The following is a 13,816-nucleotide window of genomic DNA, read 5'->3' on the forward strand; positions in this document are numbered from 1 at the left end:
CCGTCCCAAACGCTCGGATTTCAGCCTTGCGCTGATCCTGCGACACCACCCCACCGGAAATCGTGCAAAAGGGCCAGGGGGGCAGGCCTGAAAAAGTTACGCCCTTTCTGCCTTAATCATGCAGGGCTGCAGAGGCAAGTGGCTGTAATTCCTGGGAGTTAGCCCGTATCGAGCGTTGGCTTCCCCCTTGCTTAAGGGTCAGGGCACGCGGTTTCGGCGAAGTTCCCCTGTCGTCCTTGCCCCCGAGGATCACCATGCAGGCCTCCAACTCCCTGTCCTCCCCTGACTCTCTCTCCACCTACCTCGCTGAGATCAGCAAGTACCCGCTGCTCACCGTGCAGCAGGAGCAGGAGCTGGCTCGGCGCTTCCGCAATGGCGACTACCAGGCCGGTCACCAGCTCGTGACGGCCAACCTGCGCTTCGCCGTGAAGGTCTCCTACGAGTACCGCTCCTACGGCATCAAGGTGAGCGACCTCATCCAGGAGGCCAACATCGGGCTGATGAAGGCCGTGCAGAAGTTCGACCCCGACAAGGGCATCCGCCTCATCTCCTACGCGGTGTGGTGGATCCGCGCCTACATCCAGAACTACATCCTCAAGTCCTGGTCGCTGGTGAAGCTCGGCACGACCCAGGCCCAGCGCAAGCTGTTCTTCGCTCTGGCCCGTACGCGCCGTGAGCTCGAGAAGCTCGGCGGCGAGGGCAACATCGTCGACGCCGAGGAGATCGCTCGCAAGCTGAACGTGAAGGCCTCGGACGTGCGTGAGATGGAGCAGCGCATGGGCGGGCGGGACCTGTCCCTCGACGCTCCCATCGGCGAGGAGGGTGACTCCACCCACCTGGACTTCGTGGAGTCCGAGAGCGTCTCCCAGGTCGACGAGGTGGCCGACCGTCAGGAGGCCGACATGACCCGCGCCCGCGTCCGCCAGGCCCTGCAGCGGCTGGACCCGCGCGAGCGCTTCATCATCGAGCAGCGCATCATGGGCGACTCGGAGATGACCCTCAGCGAGCTGGGCGAGCACTTCGGCTTCTCGCGTGAGCGCGCCCGTCAGCTGGAGATCCGCGCCAAGGACAAGCTCAAGGCCGCCCTGGCCGAGCTGATGGCCCAGGAGAACGAGGGCCTGACCGCCGTCGCCTAGGCCCTCGCGGCGTCCCCGCCTTGCCTCAACCCTCCTCGAATCGCTGGGGAGGCCGTGCCAGCGCGCGCTCCGCGGAGAGCCGCGCCTGATCGAGCGCGTCGAAGCCGCGCTCCAGCGTCGTCGGCGTCACCGGCGGCAGGTTCGAGGTGACGACGTACACAGGCACCTTCCGCGCCTCCAGGATGTTGAGCTGCAGCCGGAAGTGATCGTGCCGCAGCGCTGCGGAGGCCGTCGCCAGCCCCTGCGCGTACACCAGCGGGCCGCCCAGCACCTTGCGCGTGCGGCTGGGCAGGTAGTGCACCAGGATGGCATCCAGGTCCTTGCCGATGGCGCTGTCGCTCAGCGCCAGCGCCGGCGCCTTGTCCACCAGCCCTCCGTCCCAGTAGTGGCTGTTGTCGATGGGCACCGCCCGGAACAGCCCCGGGTACGCGCACGTGGCGTGGACGCGCGGCGCCAGCTCGCCCGAGGTGAAGACGTCGTGCGTGCCCTCGGTGAGGTTGGCCGCCACCAGCAGCAGCGGGTGCGGCAGCTCCTCGAAGGTGGGCACCGGCAGGTAGTCCTCCAGCAGCTTGCGGAAGCGCTCGCCCTTCAGCAGGCCCGTGAAGCCGTGGCCGCGCCGCACATCCTTCACCGCGCCGATCGGATCCGGATCCCAGAAGTTCTTCCGCGTCTGCTTCAGCAGCAGCTCTTCCAGCTTGGCCAGCGGCATACCCGCCGCCGCGAACGCCGCCACCATGCCACCCGCTGAGGTCCCCGCGTACGCCGTCGGCTGAATCCCCGCGGCCGTCAGCCCCTTGAGGAAGCCGGCGTGGCCGTAGAAGCCGAAGTAGCCGGCGGAGAGAACGAGCCCGATGCGTTTGCCTTCGAGGTGCTGGATCAGAGTGGGTGGGGGCATGGCGCCCCCATAGACGAGGAGCGAGCGAGGGGCAACGCAATGCGTCGGGAAACCCCTTGGCTGCCGGTCCGGAATCGACATATGTTGATTCACCGATATGGACACTCTCTCCCAGTCCTTTCGCGTCCTTGGGGATGCGACACGGCTGCGGATCCTCCGCCTCGTGGCGCAGGCCCCGCTGAACGTGACGGAGCTGGTGTCCCTGGTGGGCGTGGCCCAATCCTCCGTGTCCCATCACCTGGGCAAGCTCAAGGGCCTGGGCCTCATTCGCGAGGAGCGGCAGGCCGGCTACAGCTACTACTCGCTCGCGCTGGACGGAGACGACTCGCGCTGGCCGCTCATCCGCCTGGCCCAGGAGGCCGATGACGAGTCGGGAGACTCGGCGCGGCTCAAGGATCTGCTGCGCGCGCGCGAGGATCGCCAGGCCCTCAACGAGCGCCTGCTCGAGCCTGGCCAGTCCTGGTTCCTCTGGGCCGGGGCGCTCGCGTCGCTGCTGCCTCCGCTGGACGTGGCGGACTTCGGCTGCGGCACCGGCACCCTGTCGGTGGCCATCGCCCGCTGGGCCCGCCGCGTCTGGGCCATCGATCAGAACCCCGAGGCGCTCGCGCAGGCCCGGGAGCGCGCCGCGCGCGAGGGCCGCACCAACATCCAGTTCCTGCGCGAGGACCTGCACCGGCTGTCGCTGCCGAGCGGCGAGAGGGATCTCGTCGTCATCTCGCAGAGCCTGCACCACGTGGAGTCCCCGGCGGCGGTGCTGACGGAGGCCGCGCGGCTGCTCAAGCCGGGCGGCAAGGTGGTGGTGCTCGAGCTGATGCCGCACGAGGAGCGCTGGGTGCTCGAGCGGCTGGGCCACAAGCACCTGGGCTTCGCGCCCGAGTTCCTCGAGGCCGCGCTCAAAGAGGCCGGCTTCCAGTCCATCACCCGCGAGGCCCACGCTCGCGACGGTGCCAGTCCCTTCCGTGTCTTCCTCCTCACCGGAGTCAAACCCGCATGAGCCACCTGCCTGCCCCCCTGCCGCCGCCCTCCGGTGAAAACGGCCGCCGTGTCGAGGCCCTCCGCTCCTCCATGCGCGAGCGCATCCTCGTGCTCGACGGCGCCATGGGCACCCTCATCCAGGCGCGCGACCTCAAGGCCGCGGACTTCGGCGGCGCCGAGTACGAGGGCTGCAACGAGCACCTGGTGCTCACCCGCCCGGACGTCATCGAGAAGATCCACGCGGACTACTTCGCCGCGGGCGCGGACGTGACGGAGACGGACAGCTTCGGCGGCACGCCGCTGGTGCTCAACGAGTTCGGCCTGGGCCACAAGGCGCTGGAGATCAACGCGGCGGCCTCGCGCGTGGCGCGCAAGGCGGCGGAGGACGCCGAGGCCCGGGACGGGCGGATGCGCTGGGTGGCGGGCTCCATCGGCCCCACCACCAAGGCCATCTCGGTGACGGGCGGCATCACCTTCGAGGAGCTGGTCGACAACTTCGCGGTGCAGGCCGAGGGGCTCACCATCGGCGGCTCGGACTACCTGCTGGTGGAGACGTGCCAGGACACGCGCAACATCAAGGCGGCGCTGCTGGGCATCCAGCAGGCGTTCCGCAAGCTGGGCTGGGCCATCCCCGTGGCGGTGTCCGGCACCATCGAGCCCATGGGCACCATGCTGGCCGGCCAGTCCGTGGAGAGCCTCGCCGCGTCCCTGGAGCACGTGGAGTTGCTCTACCTGGGGCTCAACTGCGCCACCGGCCCCGAGTTCATGACGGACCACATCCGCTCGCTGGCCAGCATGAGCTCCTTCGCGGTGTCCTGCGTGCCCAACGCGGGCCTGCCGGACGAGAACGGGCACTACCTGGAGTCGCCGGAGATGCTGGCCCGCTCGCTGCGGCGCTTCTGTGAGCACGGCTGGCTCAACGTGGTGGGCGGCTGTTGTGGCACGCAGATGGGCCACATCCGCGCCATCGCCGACGCGGTGAAGGGCGTCAGGCCGCGCAGCGCCACCGCGCGCCCGCGCTCCACGCTGTCCGGCGTGGACTACCTGGAGGTGAAGGAGGACGAGCGTCCCGTCATCGTCGGCGAGCGCACCAACGTCATCGGCAGCAAGAAGTTCAAGGAGCTCATCGTCGCCGGGAAGTTCGACGACGCCTCCGAGGTGGCTCGCGCCCAGGTGAAGCGCGGCGCCCAGGTCATCGACGTGTGTCTGGCCAACCCGGACCGCGACGAGCTGGAGGACATGCGCCAGTTCCTGGAGGTGGTCGTCAAGAAGGTGCGCGTGCCGCTGATGATCGACTCGACGGACGAGAAGGTCATCGCCATGGCGCTCACCTACAGCCAGGGCAAGGCCATCATCAACTCCGTCAACCTGGAGGACGGCGAGGAGCGCTTCGAGAAGGTGGTGCCGCTGGCCCGCCAGTTCGGCGCCGCGCTGGTGGTGGGCTGCATCGACGAGAAGGGCATGGCCGTCACCCGCCAGCGCAAGCTGGAGGTGGCCGAGCGCTCCTTCGAGCTGCTCACCAGGAAGTACGGGATGAAGGCGGAGGACCTGTACTTCGATCCGCTGGTGTTCCCGTGCGCCTCGGGCGACGCGCAGTACACCGGCAGCGGCGTGGAGACCATCGAGGGCGTGCGCCTCATCAAGCAGCGCTTCCCGCAGTGCAAGACGGTGCTGGGCATCTCCAACGTGTCCTTCGGCCTGCCCACCGCGGGCCGCGAGGTGCTCAACTCCGTGTTCCTGTACCACTGCGTCCAGGCGGGCCTGGACATGGCGCTGGTGAACTCGGAGAAGCTGGAGCGCTACCCGTCGCTGCCGCTGGAGGAGCGCAAGCTGTCCGAGGATCTGCTCTACAACCGGGGCGCGGATCCGGTGACGCCCTTCGCGGCGCACTTCCGCGAGCGCAAGGCGCAGAAGGCGGCCACCTCTTCGCTGCCGCTGGAGGAGCGGCTGCAGCGCTACATCATCGAGGGCACGCGTGACGGCCTCTTCGCGGACCTGGACCTGGCGCTGGAGAAGTACACGCCGCTGGAGATCATCAACGGCCCGCTGATGAAGGGCATGGACGAGGTGGGCCGCCTCTTCGGCGCCAACGAGCTCATCGTCGCGGAGGTGCTCCAGAGCGCCGAGTCCATGAAGGCGGCCGTCACCCACCTGGAGCCGAGGATGAGCAAGGCCCAGGCGGCCTCGCGCGGCAAGGTGGTGCTCGCCACGGTGAAGGGAGACGTGCACGACATCGGCAAGAACCTGGTGGAGATCATCCTCGCCAACAACGGCTTCCAGGTGGTGAACCTGGGCATCAAGGTGCCGCCCGAGCAGCTGGTGCAGGCCGTCAAGGAGCACCGGCCGGACATCCTCGGGCTGTCCGGCCTGCTGGTGAAGAGTGCCCACCAGATGGTGGCCACCGCGGAGGACTTGAAGCGCGCCGGCGTGGACCTGCCCATCCTGGTGGGCGGCGCCGCCCTCAGCCGCAACTTCGTGGACCGGCAGATCGCCCCCGCGTACCAGGGCACCGTGGCCTACGCGCAGGACGCCATGAGCGGCCTGGAGCTGGCCAAGCAGATCGTCGATCCGTCCGGCCACGAGAAGCTCAAGGAGGACCTGTCCGCCCGCCGCCTGAAGCTCGCGCAGGAGGTGAAGGAGCGTCCCAAGTCCGCGGCTCCCGTGGCGCCGTCCACGCGCAGCAAGGAAGTCCAGGTGCTGGCGCAGGTGCCGCCCGCGCCGGACTACGAGCGGCACGTGCTGACGAACACGCCGCTGGACCACATCTGGAAGTTCATCAACCCCGTCATGCTGTACGGGCGCCACCTGGGCCTGCGCACGGCGTCTCGCCAGCTGGGTACGCCCGCCGAGGCGGAGCTGGCGAAGACGGAGGAGGGCCGCAAGGCGCTGGAGCTGAAGGAGGCGGTGGAGGGCATCAAGGCCTTCCTGCGCGGCGGAGCCATGCAGGCGCGCTCCGTCTTCCAGTTCTTCAAGGCGGGCAGCGACGGCAACAAGGTGCTGCTCTTCGACGGGCTCACCGGCCAGCAGGCCGCCGTCTTCGAGTTCCCGCGCCAGGAGAAGGAGGACGGCCTGTGCCTGGCGGACTACGTGCTGCCACTGGAGGGCGGGGTGCCTCGGGACAGCCTGGCCATGTTCGTCACCACGGCGGGCAAGGGCATCCGCGAGCTGTCCGAGGAGTTCAAGGCCAAGGGCGAGTTCCTCAAGATGCACGCGGTGCAGGCGCTGGCGCTGGAGACGGCCGAGGCCTACGCGGAGCTGCTCCACACGCAGCTGCGCAGCATGTGGGGCTTCCCGGACAAGCCGGACATCACCATGCTGGAGCGCTTCCGCGCGGAGTACCAGGGCAAGCGCTACTCGTTCGGCTACCCCGCGTGCCCGCGGCTGGAGGACCAGGCGGGGCTGTTCGCCGCACTGCGTCCAGAGGAGATCGGCGTGCAGCTGACAGATGGCTGCATGATGGAGCCCGAGGCCTCGGTGTCCGCCGTCGTCTTCCATCATCCTCAGGCGCACTACTTCTCGGTGACGTAGAGTACGGGGCCCTATGAGCGCGCCGATCATCCGCCGTGCCGTTCAGCTCCTGCCCGCCTGTGCCTCCACCGGAATCGGGAGCATGCCCCACACCCAGGTGGAGCTGGGGCTCCAGGCCGCGCTGGCGCTGGACATTCCCTTCCTGCCCCAGCTGCCGCTGCGCCACCCCTCCGAGTTCATGATTCCCTCGGCCATCGAGGGCCTGCCGGGCCTCAGCTACGACGAGGAGGGCATGTGCACGGTGGACCTCGGCCAGTGGGAGGCCGGGCGAAAGGCCTTCGAGGCGAAGCTCGACGAGGCGCTCTCCTCCGGCCAGCTCGAGGCCTTCGAGCCCTCGCCCGAGGGCTGCCGCGCGTGGCGGCCCTTCCTCTGGGAGGTGGAGAACCGGAAGCTGGCGCTGTCCAAGGCGCAGATCGCCGGCCCCTTCACGGTGCTCTCGGTGGCGCGCACCAGCCAGGGCACGCCCACCATGGACGTGCCGGGGCTGGACAAGGCCCTGTACCGGCTGGTGATGGCGCGCTCGCTGGCGATGGTGAAGGCGCTGCGGCGCACGGGCACCACGCCCCTGTTCTTCCTGGATGAGCCGGGGCTGTTCGCCTTCCAGCGCTCCCAGCCGCGCCACCTGCTGGCGCTGCAGGAGGTGAAGCTGCTGGTGCTGGCGCTGCAGCGCGAGGGCGCCCTGGTGGGCATCCACTGCTGCGGCAACACGGACTGGGGCGCGCTGCTGGACGTTCAGCCGGATGTGCTGTCGCTGGACGTGCGCCTGTCCCTGGACGCGATGCTCGAGGAGACGGACGCGCTGGCGCGCTTCCTGGCCTCGGGCGCCACGCTGAGCCTGGGCATCGTCCCCACGGATCTCACCTCCACGTACGACGTGGGGGAGCTGACCGACTCGGTGGAGGCCTCGCTCAAGGCGGCGCTGCCCAGGGGGCGCACCTTCACGCAGGTGCTGGCGCACGTGCTGCTCACGCCCGCCTGCGGGCTGGCCATGCGCACGGTGCAGGACGCGGAGCGGGTGCTCGGGGAGTTGCGGACCGCGCAGCGGCGTCTGCACGAGACGCTCGACACCGAGCGCGGTCCGGAGTTCTACGTCATCTGAGACTGGCTACTGCCGGCCGAGCAGAAGCTCGCGCTCGGCCTGGTGCCAGTCGTGCTCGGGGTTACCGGGCTGGCCACCGCGCGCGAGGAAGATCTCATAGGCGCGGCGGGCGATCTGCTCATGGGTCGGGCCAGTGCGCGTCTGGTTGGGGGCCGGCGTGCTCGGAGCCTTCCCAGTCTCCTTCTCGGTGGGGGTCGAGGTCTTGGCGCTGGTGCGGGCCATGCGTGCTCCTGAATGGTTCCTGCGTGAGAGGGGAGAACAGCCGGCGAACCATCGGCTGAACCTCCGGCTCGATGGAATCGCACGTCGGTCCAGAGGTCCTGATGTGAACAGGACAGATCAGGCGATGTTCACGGCGCCACATTCGCCAGTTCGGGTGGCAGCCAGTCGTGCTCGAGCCGTGTGGCTGCTCCCTCAGGAGTCGAGCACGCCGGAGTCGAGCACGCCGGAGCCGAGCACTACGTCGAGCGCGCGCTGCATGGCGGTGCTCATGCCCAGCTCCTCGGCCTGAGCGGGCGTGCACCAGCGCAGCTCATGGAAGCCCGGAGCACGGGTGGGGCGCTGCCGGCCGGCCACGCGCAGCAGCCTCAGGGTGAGGGTGCGGTGGGTGAGCTGGCGCTGCACCGTCCCGAGCGCGGCCCTCGCGGTGACGGACACGCCGAGTGCGTCCGAGAGCCGCGTGGCGGCGGTGGCGTCGGGAGCCTCGGGCTCCACCTCCGCGGCGGGCAGCTCCCACAGCCCGCCGAACAGCCCCTTCTCCGCGCGCCGGGCGAAGAGGAGCGTGTCCTGGTGAGTCCACACCGCCAGTGCCAGCGTCAGGCGCTTGGGGGCAGCCCGCACCTTGGCGGGAGGCAGCTCCGCCACCCGGCCATGCTGGAAGGCCAGACACGCGCCGCGCACGGGGCACAGCAGACACAGCGGGCTCTCCGGTCGGCAGACCGTGGCGCCGTGCTCCATGAGGGCCTGGTTGAGGTCCCCCGGCCGCTCTCCCTTCACCAGCGCGTCGGCCAGCTCCCACAGGCGGGCCTCGCGGGCCCGGTCCCCCGGAGCGCCCTCCACCTCGAAGAGGCGGGAGAGGACGCGGGCCACGTTGCCATCCACCAGCGGGGCCTCTTCTCCGAAGGCGATGGAGGCCACGGCCCCCGCGGTGTAGCGCCCGAAGCCGGGCAGGGTGAGCAGGGCGTGCGCGGAGGAGGGGAGCCGTCCACCGAAGCGAGCCACCACCTCCTGGGCGGCGCGGTGCAGGTTGCGCGCGCGAGAGTAGTACCCGAGCCCCTTCCACGCGGCGAGCACGTCATCCAGCGGAGCCCGGGCCAGCGCCTCCACGGTGGGAAAGCGCGCGAGGAACCGCTCCCAGTAGGGGATGACGGTGCTCACCTGGGTCTGCTGGAGCATCACCTCGCTCAGCCAGATGGCGTACGGGTCCTTCGTGCGGCGCCAGGGCAGATCCCTTCGCTCGCGGTCGTACCAGGCCAGCAGGGGCTCACGGATGGAAGTCAGTCGCCTGGCGTCGGGCGCGGGCTCCGGCGCCGGCACGGCGGATGCGCGCTTCCTCATGACTCCTGCCGCTTGACCATCTTGCCGATCATTCGCCGCGCCACGCGATCGAACAGGCCCGGCGCGAGGCGGTTGGCGAGCACCATCACCCGCCCTGGCAGGGTGAGGATGGTGTCCCGGCGCTGTCGGCGGCTGGCCTTCACCATGGCCGCGGCCACCTCGTCCGCGCTCATCTGCTTCAAGGGCGGTGCGCTCTGCCTCCAGCCCTCCGCGTTGAGCCGGTGCTCGCGGAACTCCGTCTCCGTGAAGCCCGGGGACACGAGGAGCACGGAGATGTTCTCGGCCGCCAGTTCCGCGCGCAGGGACTCGGTGAGCGCGTTCACCGCCGCCTTGGCCGCGCCGTAGCCCCCGAGCAGCGGCAGCCCCCGGTGCCCCAGCACGGAGCTGACGTTGACGATCTGCGCTCCCGGGCGCCTGCGCAGCAGCGGCAGGGCGGCGCGCGTGACGCGCACCAGGGCGAAGAAGTTCACCTCGAACACCTGGCGGAGCTGCTCCTCGGCCAGCGCCTCCACCGGGCCGAACAGCCCGATGCCCGCGTTGTTGATGAGGATGTCCAGGCCCCCGTGCGACGCCTGCGTCTCGCGCATCAGCCGCTCCACGTCCTCCGGGCGGGTGATGTCACAGCGCACCGCGAGCGCTCGGGCGCCCAGGCCCTCCACCTCGCGCACCACCTCTCGCAACAACTCCTCGCGACGCGCGGCGAGGACCAGGTGGGCTCCCTGGGCGGCATAGGCACGCGCGGCGGCCCGGCCAATCCCGCTCGACGCTCCGGTGATGAGGACGACGCGTCCGACGAAGGCTCCAGAAGGCATGGTGAGGTGTACCTTACCTGCCTGGTAGGCCCTGGCGCATCTCCTTCCTCATGTCGGATTCGTCGGCGCGGTGGCGGCGGTCTCCGCCTGCTCGCTCTCGGGCAGCGCGAGCAGCCGCACCCGGAAGCACGTGCCGCGGCCCACGGTGCTCTCCGCGGAGATCTCCCCGCCCATGTTGTGGATGATGCCGTGGCTGATGGACAGCCCCAGCCCCGTTCCGGCTCCCACCGGCCGGGTGGAGAAGAAGGGCTCGAACACGTGCTTCAGCATCTCCTCGGACATGCCGGCGCCGGTGTCCCGGATCTCCACCACCACCTTCCCCTGCTCCGTGAACAGGCGCACCCGCACCTCGTTCCGCTCCGGCGCTCCCTCCGGAATGGCCTGGACCGCGTTGATGAGCAGGTTGAGGAACACCTGCTCCAGGCGAGCCTCGCTCCCGCTCACCTCGGGCACTTCCTCCAGATGCCGCACCAGGCGCGCCCGGTAGCTCAGCTCCCGCTGGGTGATGCCCAGCGACGCCTCGAGCGCTCGCCGCACGTTGGCCCGTCCTCGGGCCTCGGTGTTGCCGCGCGCGAAGGTCCTCAGGTTGCCGGTGAGGCGCTGGATGCGCGAGGCACCCTCCTGCGCCTCGGAGAGCGCCTCCACGCAGTCCTCCATCGTCTCCTTCAGCCGCGCCAGCTCCGCCGCGCCGAGCGGCCCCTTCAGGCCCTGCCGGAGCAAGGCCACTCCCTCCGCGATGAAGTTGAGGTTGGAGGAGATGTAGCTCAGCGGGTTGTTCACCTCGTGCGCCACCCCGGACGCCAGCGTGCCCATGGCCGCCAGCCGGTCCGCCTGGAGCAGCCGCTGCTCCATGAGCTTGTGCTGGGTGATGTCGCGAATGAGGAACACCACCGTCCGCCGGTTCGGCACCCGGACCGCGTCCGCGCTGAACCAGCGCAGCCCCATGGCCACCTGCAGGTTGTATTCGAAGCGATCGGGCTTCCCCGTCTCCAGGACGCCCCGCAGCCGCTCCATGAAGGGCTCGGCGGCCTGGGGACCGAACACCTCGGCCAGGGTGCGCCCCAGCGTCAGCTCCCGAGGCGCCGCCAGCAGCTCCTCGGAGCGCGTCCAGATCTCCAGGTACCTGCCGTCCGCATCCAGCTCGAAGACGATGCCGTCCGTGAGCGCGACGGCGAAGCCCAGGCGCGCCTCGGCGGCCTCCAGCAGGGTGTCCAGGGATTCGGCGATGTGCGAGGGCCTCCACCCCCAATCATGGGCCAGCCACGTGGGGCTCGGGCAGCTGGGTCGGCTTCTACCCTAGGGTGGGGAAGGAGGCGGAGGAGGAGGCGGCTCCTTCCTGCTCACGTCTCCCACGTCGACCGTCTGGCCTTCACCGACGGTGAAGGGAATCCGCTTGCCCTCGAGCTCGATGCTCAAGTGCTCGGGTCTGGGAACCGTGAGCCCCAGCTCCTTGCTGGCGTGGCCCGGGGCGTCGACCTGGAGCCGGTAGGTGCCCGGTTCGAGCTCCGTGGTGCGGAAGGCTCCCTGGTCGTCGGTGGTGAGGGTCGTCCCGTCCTGGAATGGGAGTTCTTGTCCAGGACGTGGCCGATGAGCGGATGGCCGGGCTGCAGCTGGAACCGGGCCAGTGGTGGGGCGCCAGACTCGGGCTCGATGATCTCCAGGATCGCGCACCGGCCTGGACACACCGCCAGTGTACCGCTCCCTGGGCGTGGAGTGCCCGGGCCGGGGCTCCTCCTGGGAAGGTCGGAGGGGCTACTTCTTGCTGGAGCGGCTCCGGCCGCCGCTGCTGCGCTTGCCACCCTTGCGGCTCGCGGACTTGCCGGAGTTGGCGATCTTCGCGGCGCGGGCCTTGGGCATCCCCTTGCGCTTGAGCGCCTTGTACTGGCGCGGGTTCTTGGTCGCGGCGCCGCCCTTGCGGCTGCTGCTGCTCTTGCTGCGGCTGCTGCTCTTGCTGCTGCTGCTGCTGCTGCTCTTGCTCCGGCTCGATGCCATGGGCTCTCCTCTCAGGGAGTGCTGCCCGAAAGCGGGCAACATCCTCAACCAAGCTAGGGAGCGCCTCTGTGGGTGGAAAGTCCCTGCACTTCGCTCCAGGTATGCAATCGGACACCTGTCCAGACGTAGCTCCCGGTCGTCGTCCGGGAGGAAGGTGTCATGCAGCGATCATTGAGCTGGTGGGGAGTCCTCGCGTTGGCCTGCGCGGGGTGCGCGCATGTCGAGGCGCGGGAGCGGTTCGAGCAGTCCTTCGAGCAGACCGTGGAGGGGCCCATCTCGCGCGTCGAGGTGGATACCTCCTCGGGGGATGTGCGCATCCGGGGTGTCCCGGGGGCGAGGCTCACGGTGACGGGGCAGATCTCCGCTCGCGCGGGCAGCACGGAGAAGGCGCGCGCCATCGCCGAGCAGATCGTGCGGGCACCGCCCGTGGAGCGCTCGGGGGATGTGCTGTACGTGGGCCGGCATCTGGAGGTGGACTCGGGCCTGCTCCAGTGGGTGTCCATCGACTATGAGGTGGTCGTGCCCCCCGAGGTGGCGGCGTCCATCGACAGCGCCTCGGGGGATGTCGAGGTTCAGGGGGTGCAGGGCGCCGTGAAGGTCGACAGCTCCTCGGGGGACGTGAGGCTGACCCAGGTGGGCTCGGCTCGCATCAACAGCTCCTCGGGGGACGTGGTGCTCGAGGAAGTCGCGGGAGACCTCGAGGTCGACAGCTCCAGTGGCGACGTGACGGTCCGGGCAACGCCGCGCCGCCAGGCTCGGTGGGACCTCGACGCGAGCTCGGGGGACATCTCCCTGGCCGTGGAGGCCGACGCTGCCTTCCACCTGGATGCGTCGACGTCGTCGGGCGGTGTGAAGAGCGAGCTCCCCATCCGGATCCAGGGGACGTTCGAGGACGACGAGCTGCACGGCCAGGTGGGCGAGGGCGCCAGCGAGGCGACCGTGAAGGCCAGCACGTCGAGCGGCGACATCACCCTCCGCCAGCAAGGGCCGGCGAGGCCTGGCGCTGCCCGCTAGAGCCGCTGGAGCGCGGCCTCCAGCTCCGGAGTCTCCGGGAGCTTCACCCGGAAGTCCCGCTCGAGCGTCTCGCGGAGCTCCGCGGCGCTGGTGAGGTGGCGCTGCTCGGTGGCGCCGCTGAGGTGGTGGATGGAGAGCTGGGTGTTGCGCAGGGCGTAGCGCCGATCCGGCTCTACCCGCGCGGCGATGAGGCCCGTTCGGAAGTGCGAGCGGGGGTGGGTGGAGAGGTAGTAGTTGGTGACCTCGTAGTCCGGCTGGAACTGCTCCTGCAGATCGAAGCGGTAGAGCGTCTTCCACTCGCCGCGCACCTGGGCCTGCAGCCGGTAGTCGCCGGCAGCCTCGACGAAGCGGAAGGGCTCATGCGGGGTGGCCTGCTCCACGCCGGGCTCCAGGCGCAGCACGCCGGTCAGCGTCATCCCTCCGAAGCCGACGTCGACGATGGAGGGCTGACCGTCGAGGTTCACGCGCAGGAGCATGTGCCCGCGCGCCGTCACCGCGTCCTCGGGCTGGTTCCAGAGGACGCGGGCGGCCAGGCCATGGACGTCGAACCCGATGGCCTCGAGCGCGTGCTTGAACAGCAGGTTGTGCTCGAAGCAGTAGCCCCCGCGCCGCTCGAGGATGAGCTTGCGCTCCAGCGAGGCCGGATCCAGCGGCACGGGCAGGCCCAGCAGCGGGTTCAGGTTCTCGAAGGGGATGGCGCGCGCGTGGAGGAGGACGAGCGCCTTGAGGACCTCCAGCGTGGGCCGCACCCCCAGGGTGAAGCCGATGCGGCGCAGGTAGGCGTTCAGATCGATGGTGGCAGTCATGG

At 69.8% G+C, this 13,816-nt stretch carries 12 protein-coding genes and 1 pseudogene; 5 read left to right on the forward strand and 8 right to left on the reverse strand.

Translation table 11 applies throughout. The features are described from left to right. Window positions 1-254 precede the first annotated feature (254 nt). A complete protein-coding gene (locus KY572_RS45385; RefSeq protein WP_224250048.1) occupies window positions 255-1,136 on the forward strand; it encodes an RNA polymerase factor sigma-32 in 882 nt (293 codons plus the stop codon). A gap of 25 nt (window positions 1,137-1,161) precedes the next feature. On the opposite strand, the gene KY572_RS45390 is transcribed toward KY572_RS45385, so the two are convergent. Next, window positions 1,162-2,031, reverse strand: coding sequence for a patatin-like phospholipase family protein (locus KY572_RS45390; RefSeq protein WP_224250049.1), 870 nt, complete (start codon window positions 2,029-2,031; stop codon window positions 1,162-1,164). A 97-nt stretch (window positions 2,032-2,128) separates the two neighbouring features. Between KY572_RS45390 and KY572_RS45395 the strand changes: the two genes are divergently transcribed. Genes KY572_RS45395 through KY572_RS45405 form a run of 3 tightly spaced genes read left to right on the forward strand, consistent with a single transcriptional unit; the run spans window position 2,129 to window position 7,633 of the window. Then, entirely contained in the window at window positions 2,129-3,025 is an 897-nt protein-coding gene (locus tag KY572_RS45395; protein ID WP_224250050.1) for an ArsR/SmtB family transcription factor, read from the forward strand. Further along, the gene (gene metH / locus KY572_RS45400) at window positions 3,022-6,534 is read left to right on the forward strand and encodes a methionine synthase (protein ID WP_224250051.1); all 3,513 of its coding nucleotides are present in this window, start codon (window positions 3,022-3,024) and stop codon (window positions 6,532-6,534) included. The genes KY572_RS45395 and metH overlap by 4 nt, the downstream gene beginning before the upstream one ends. A 13-nt stretch (window positions 6,535-6,547) precedes the next feature. Then, on the forward strand, window positions 6,548-7,633 hold the full coding sequence (locus tag KY572_RS45405; protein ID WP_224250052.1) for a uroporphyrinogen decarboxylase/cobalamine-independent methonine synthase family protein: 1,086 nt from the start codon (window positions 6,548-6,550) through the stop codon (window positions 7,631-7,633). 6 nt (window positions 7,634-7,639) lie between these two features. Here the strand turns inward: KY572_RS45405 and KY572_RS45410 are convergent, their stop codons facing one another. The 6 genes and pseudogenes from KY572_RS45410 to KY572_RS45435 all read right to left on the reverse strand — a co-directional run bounded on the left by KY572_RS45410 (window position 7,640) and on the right by KY572_RS45435 (window position 11,994). Continuing rightward, a complete protein-coding gene (locus tag KY572_RS45410) occupies window positions 7,640-7,855 on the reverse strand; it encodes a DUF2934 domain-containing protein (protein WP_224250053.1) in 216 nt (71 codons plus the stop codon). Window positions 7,856-8,047: 192 nt separating this feature from the next. Continuing rightward, window positions 8,048-9,190 (reverse strand): A/G-specific adenine glycosylase, encoded by a 1,143-nt coding sequence (gene mutY / locus KY572_RS45415; RefSeq protein WP_224250054.1) that lies wholly within the window; start codon window positions 9,188-9,190, stop codon window positions 8,048-8,050. Then, window positions 9,187-10,002, reverse strand: coding sequence for an SDR family oxidoreductase (locus tag KY572_RS45420; protein WP_224250055.1), 816 nt, complete (start codon window positions 10,000-10,002; stop codon window positions 9,187-9,189). The genes mutY and KY572_RS45420 overlap by 4 nt, the downstream gene beginning before the upstream one ends. Before the next feature lie 48 nt (window positions 10,003-10,050). After that, complete coding sequence (locus KY572_RS45425) at window positions 10,051-11,262, reverse strand: sensor histidine kinase (protein WP_317987989.1); 1,212 nt, start codon at window positions 11,260-11,262, stop codon at window positions 10,051-10,053. Window positions 11,263-11,421: 159 nt separating this feature from the next. Further along, window positions 11,422-11,685 (reverse strand): annotated as a pseudogene (locus KY572_RS47995) (carboxypeptidase-like regulatory domain-containing protein); the annotation flags it as partial. A gap of 69 nt (window positions 11,686-11,754) precedes the next feature. Further along, window positions 11,755-11,994 carry a DUF7218 family protein gene (locus KY572_RS45435; RefSeq protein WP_224250057.1) on the reverse strand — a complete coding sequence of 80 codons (240 nt, stop codon included), beginning with the start codon at window positions 11,992-11,994 and terminating at the stop codon, window positions 11,755-11,757. A 159-nt stretch (window positions 11,995-12,153) separates the two neighbouring features. Between KY572_RS45435 and KY572_RS45440 the strand changes: the two genes are divergently transcribed. Further along, window positions 12,154-13,008: a DUF4097 family beta strand repeat-containing protein gene (locus KY572_RS45440; RefSeq protein WP_224250058.1), complete on the forward strand. Its 855-nt coding sequence runs from the start codon at window positions 12,154-12,156 to the stop codon at window positions 13,006-13,008. Here the strand turns inward: KY572_RS45440 and KY572_RS45445 are convergent. Then, window positions 13,005-13,814, reverse strand: a complete 810-nt coding sequence (locus KY572_RS45445) for an arylamine N-acetyltransferase family protein (protein WP_224250059.1) — start codon at window positions 13,812-13,814, stop codon at window positions 13,005-13,007. The two genes, KY572_RS45440 and KY572_RS45445, sit on opposite strands and share 4 nt — an antisense overlap. Window positions 13,815-13,816: the final 2 nt, after the last annotated feature.

The organism is Hyalangium gracile (assembly GCF_020103725.1).
In the GTDB taxonomy this organism is placed as follows: Bacteria; Myxococcota; Myxococcia; order Myxococcales; family Myxococcaceae; genus Hyalangium; species Hyalangium gracile.

What these genes read in the sequence shown, in the direction of transcription:
- KY572_RS45410 (WP_224250053.1), bottom strand. Translation starts at nt 7,855, where the DNA reads ATGGCCCGCACCAGCGCCAAGACCTCGACCCCCACCGAGAAGGAGACT.
- KY572_RS45420 (WP_224250055.1), bottom strand. Translation starts at nt 10,002, where the DNA reads ATGCCTTCTGGAGCCTTCGTCGGACGCGTCGTCCTCATCACCGGAGCG.
- KY572_RS45445 (WP_224250059.1), bottom strand. Translation starts at nt 13,814, where the DNA reads ATGACTGCCACCATCGATCTGAACGCCTACCTGCGCCGCATCGGCTTC.
- KY572_RS45385 (WP_224250048.1), top strand. Translation starts at nt 255, where the DNA reads ATGCAGGCCTCCAACTCCCTGTCCTCCCCTGACTCTCTCTCCACCTAC.
- metH (WP_224250051.1), top strand. Translation starts at nt 3,022, where the DNA reads ATGAGCCACCTGCCTGCCCCCCTGCCGCCGCCCTCCGGTGAAAACGGC.
- KY572_RS45440 (WP_224250058.1), top strand. Translation starts at nt 12,154, where the DNA reads ATGCAGCGATCATTGAGCTGGTGGGGAGTCCTCGCGTTGGCCTGCGCG.
- mutY (WP_224250054.1), bottom strand. Translation starts at nt 9,190, where the DNA reads ATGAGGAAGCGCGCATCCGCCGTGCCGGCGCCGGAGCCCGCGCCCGAC.
- KY572_RS45405 (WP_224250052.1), top strand. Translation starts at nt 6,548, where the DNA reads ATGAGCGCGCCGATCATCCGCCGTGCCGTTCAGCTCCTGCCCGCCTGT.
- KY572_RS45435 (WP_224250057.1), bottom strand. Translation starts at nt 11,994, where the DNA reads ATGGCATCGAGCCGGAGCAAGAGCAGCAGCAGCAGCAGCAGCAAGAGC.
- KY572_RS45390 (WP_224250049.1), bottom strand. Translation starts at nt 2,031, where the DNA reads ATGCCCCCACCCACTCTGATCCAGCACCTCGAAGGCAAACGCATCGGG.
- KY572_RS45395 (WP_224250050.1), top strand. Translation starts at nt 2,129, where the DNA reads ATGGACACTCTCTCCCAGTCCTTTCGCGTCCTTGGGGATGCGACACGG.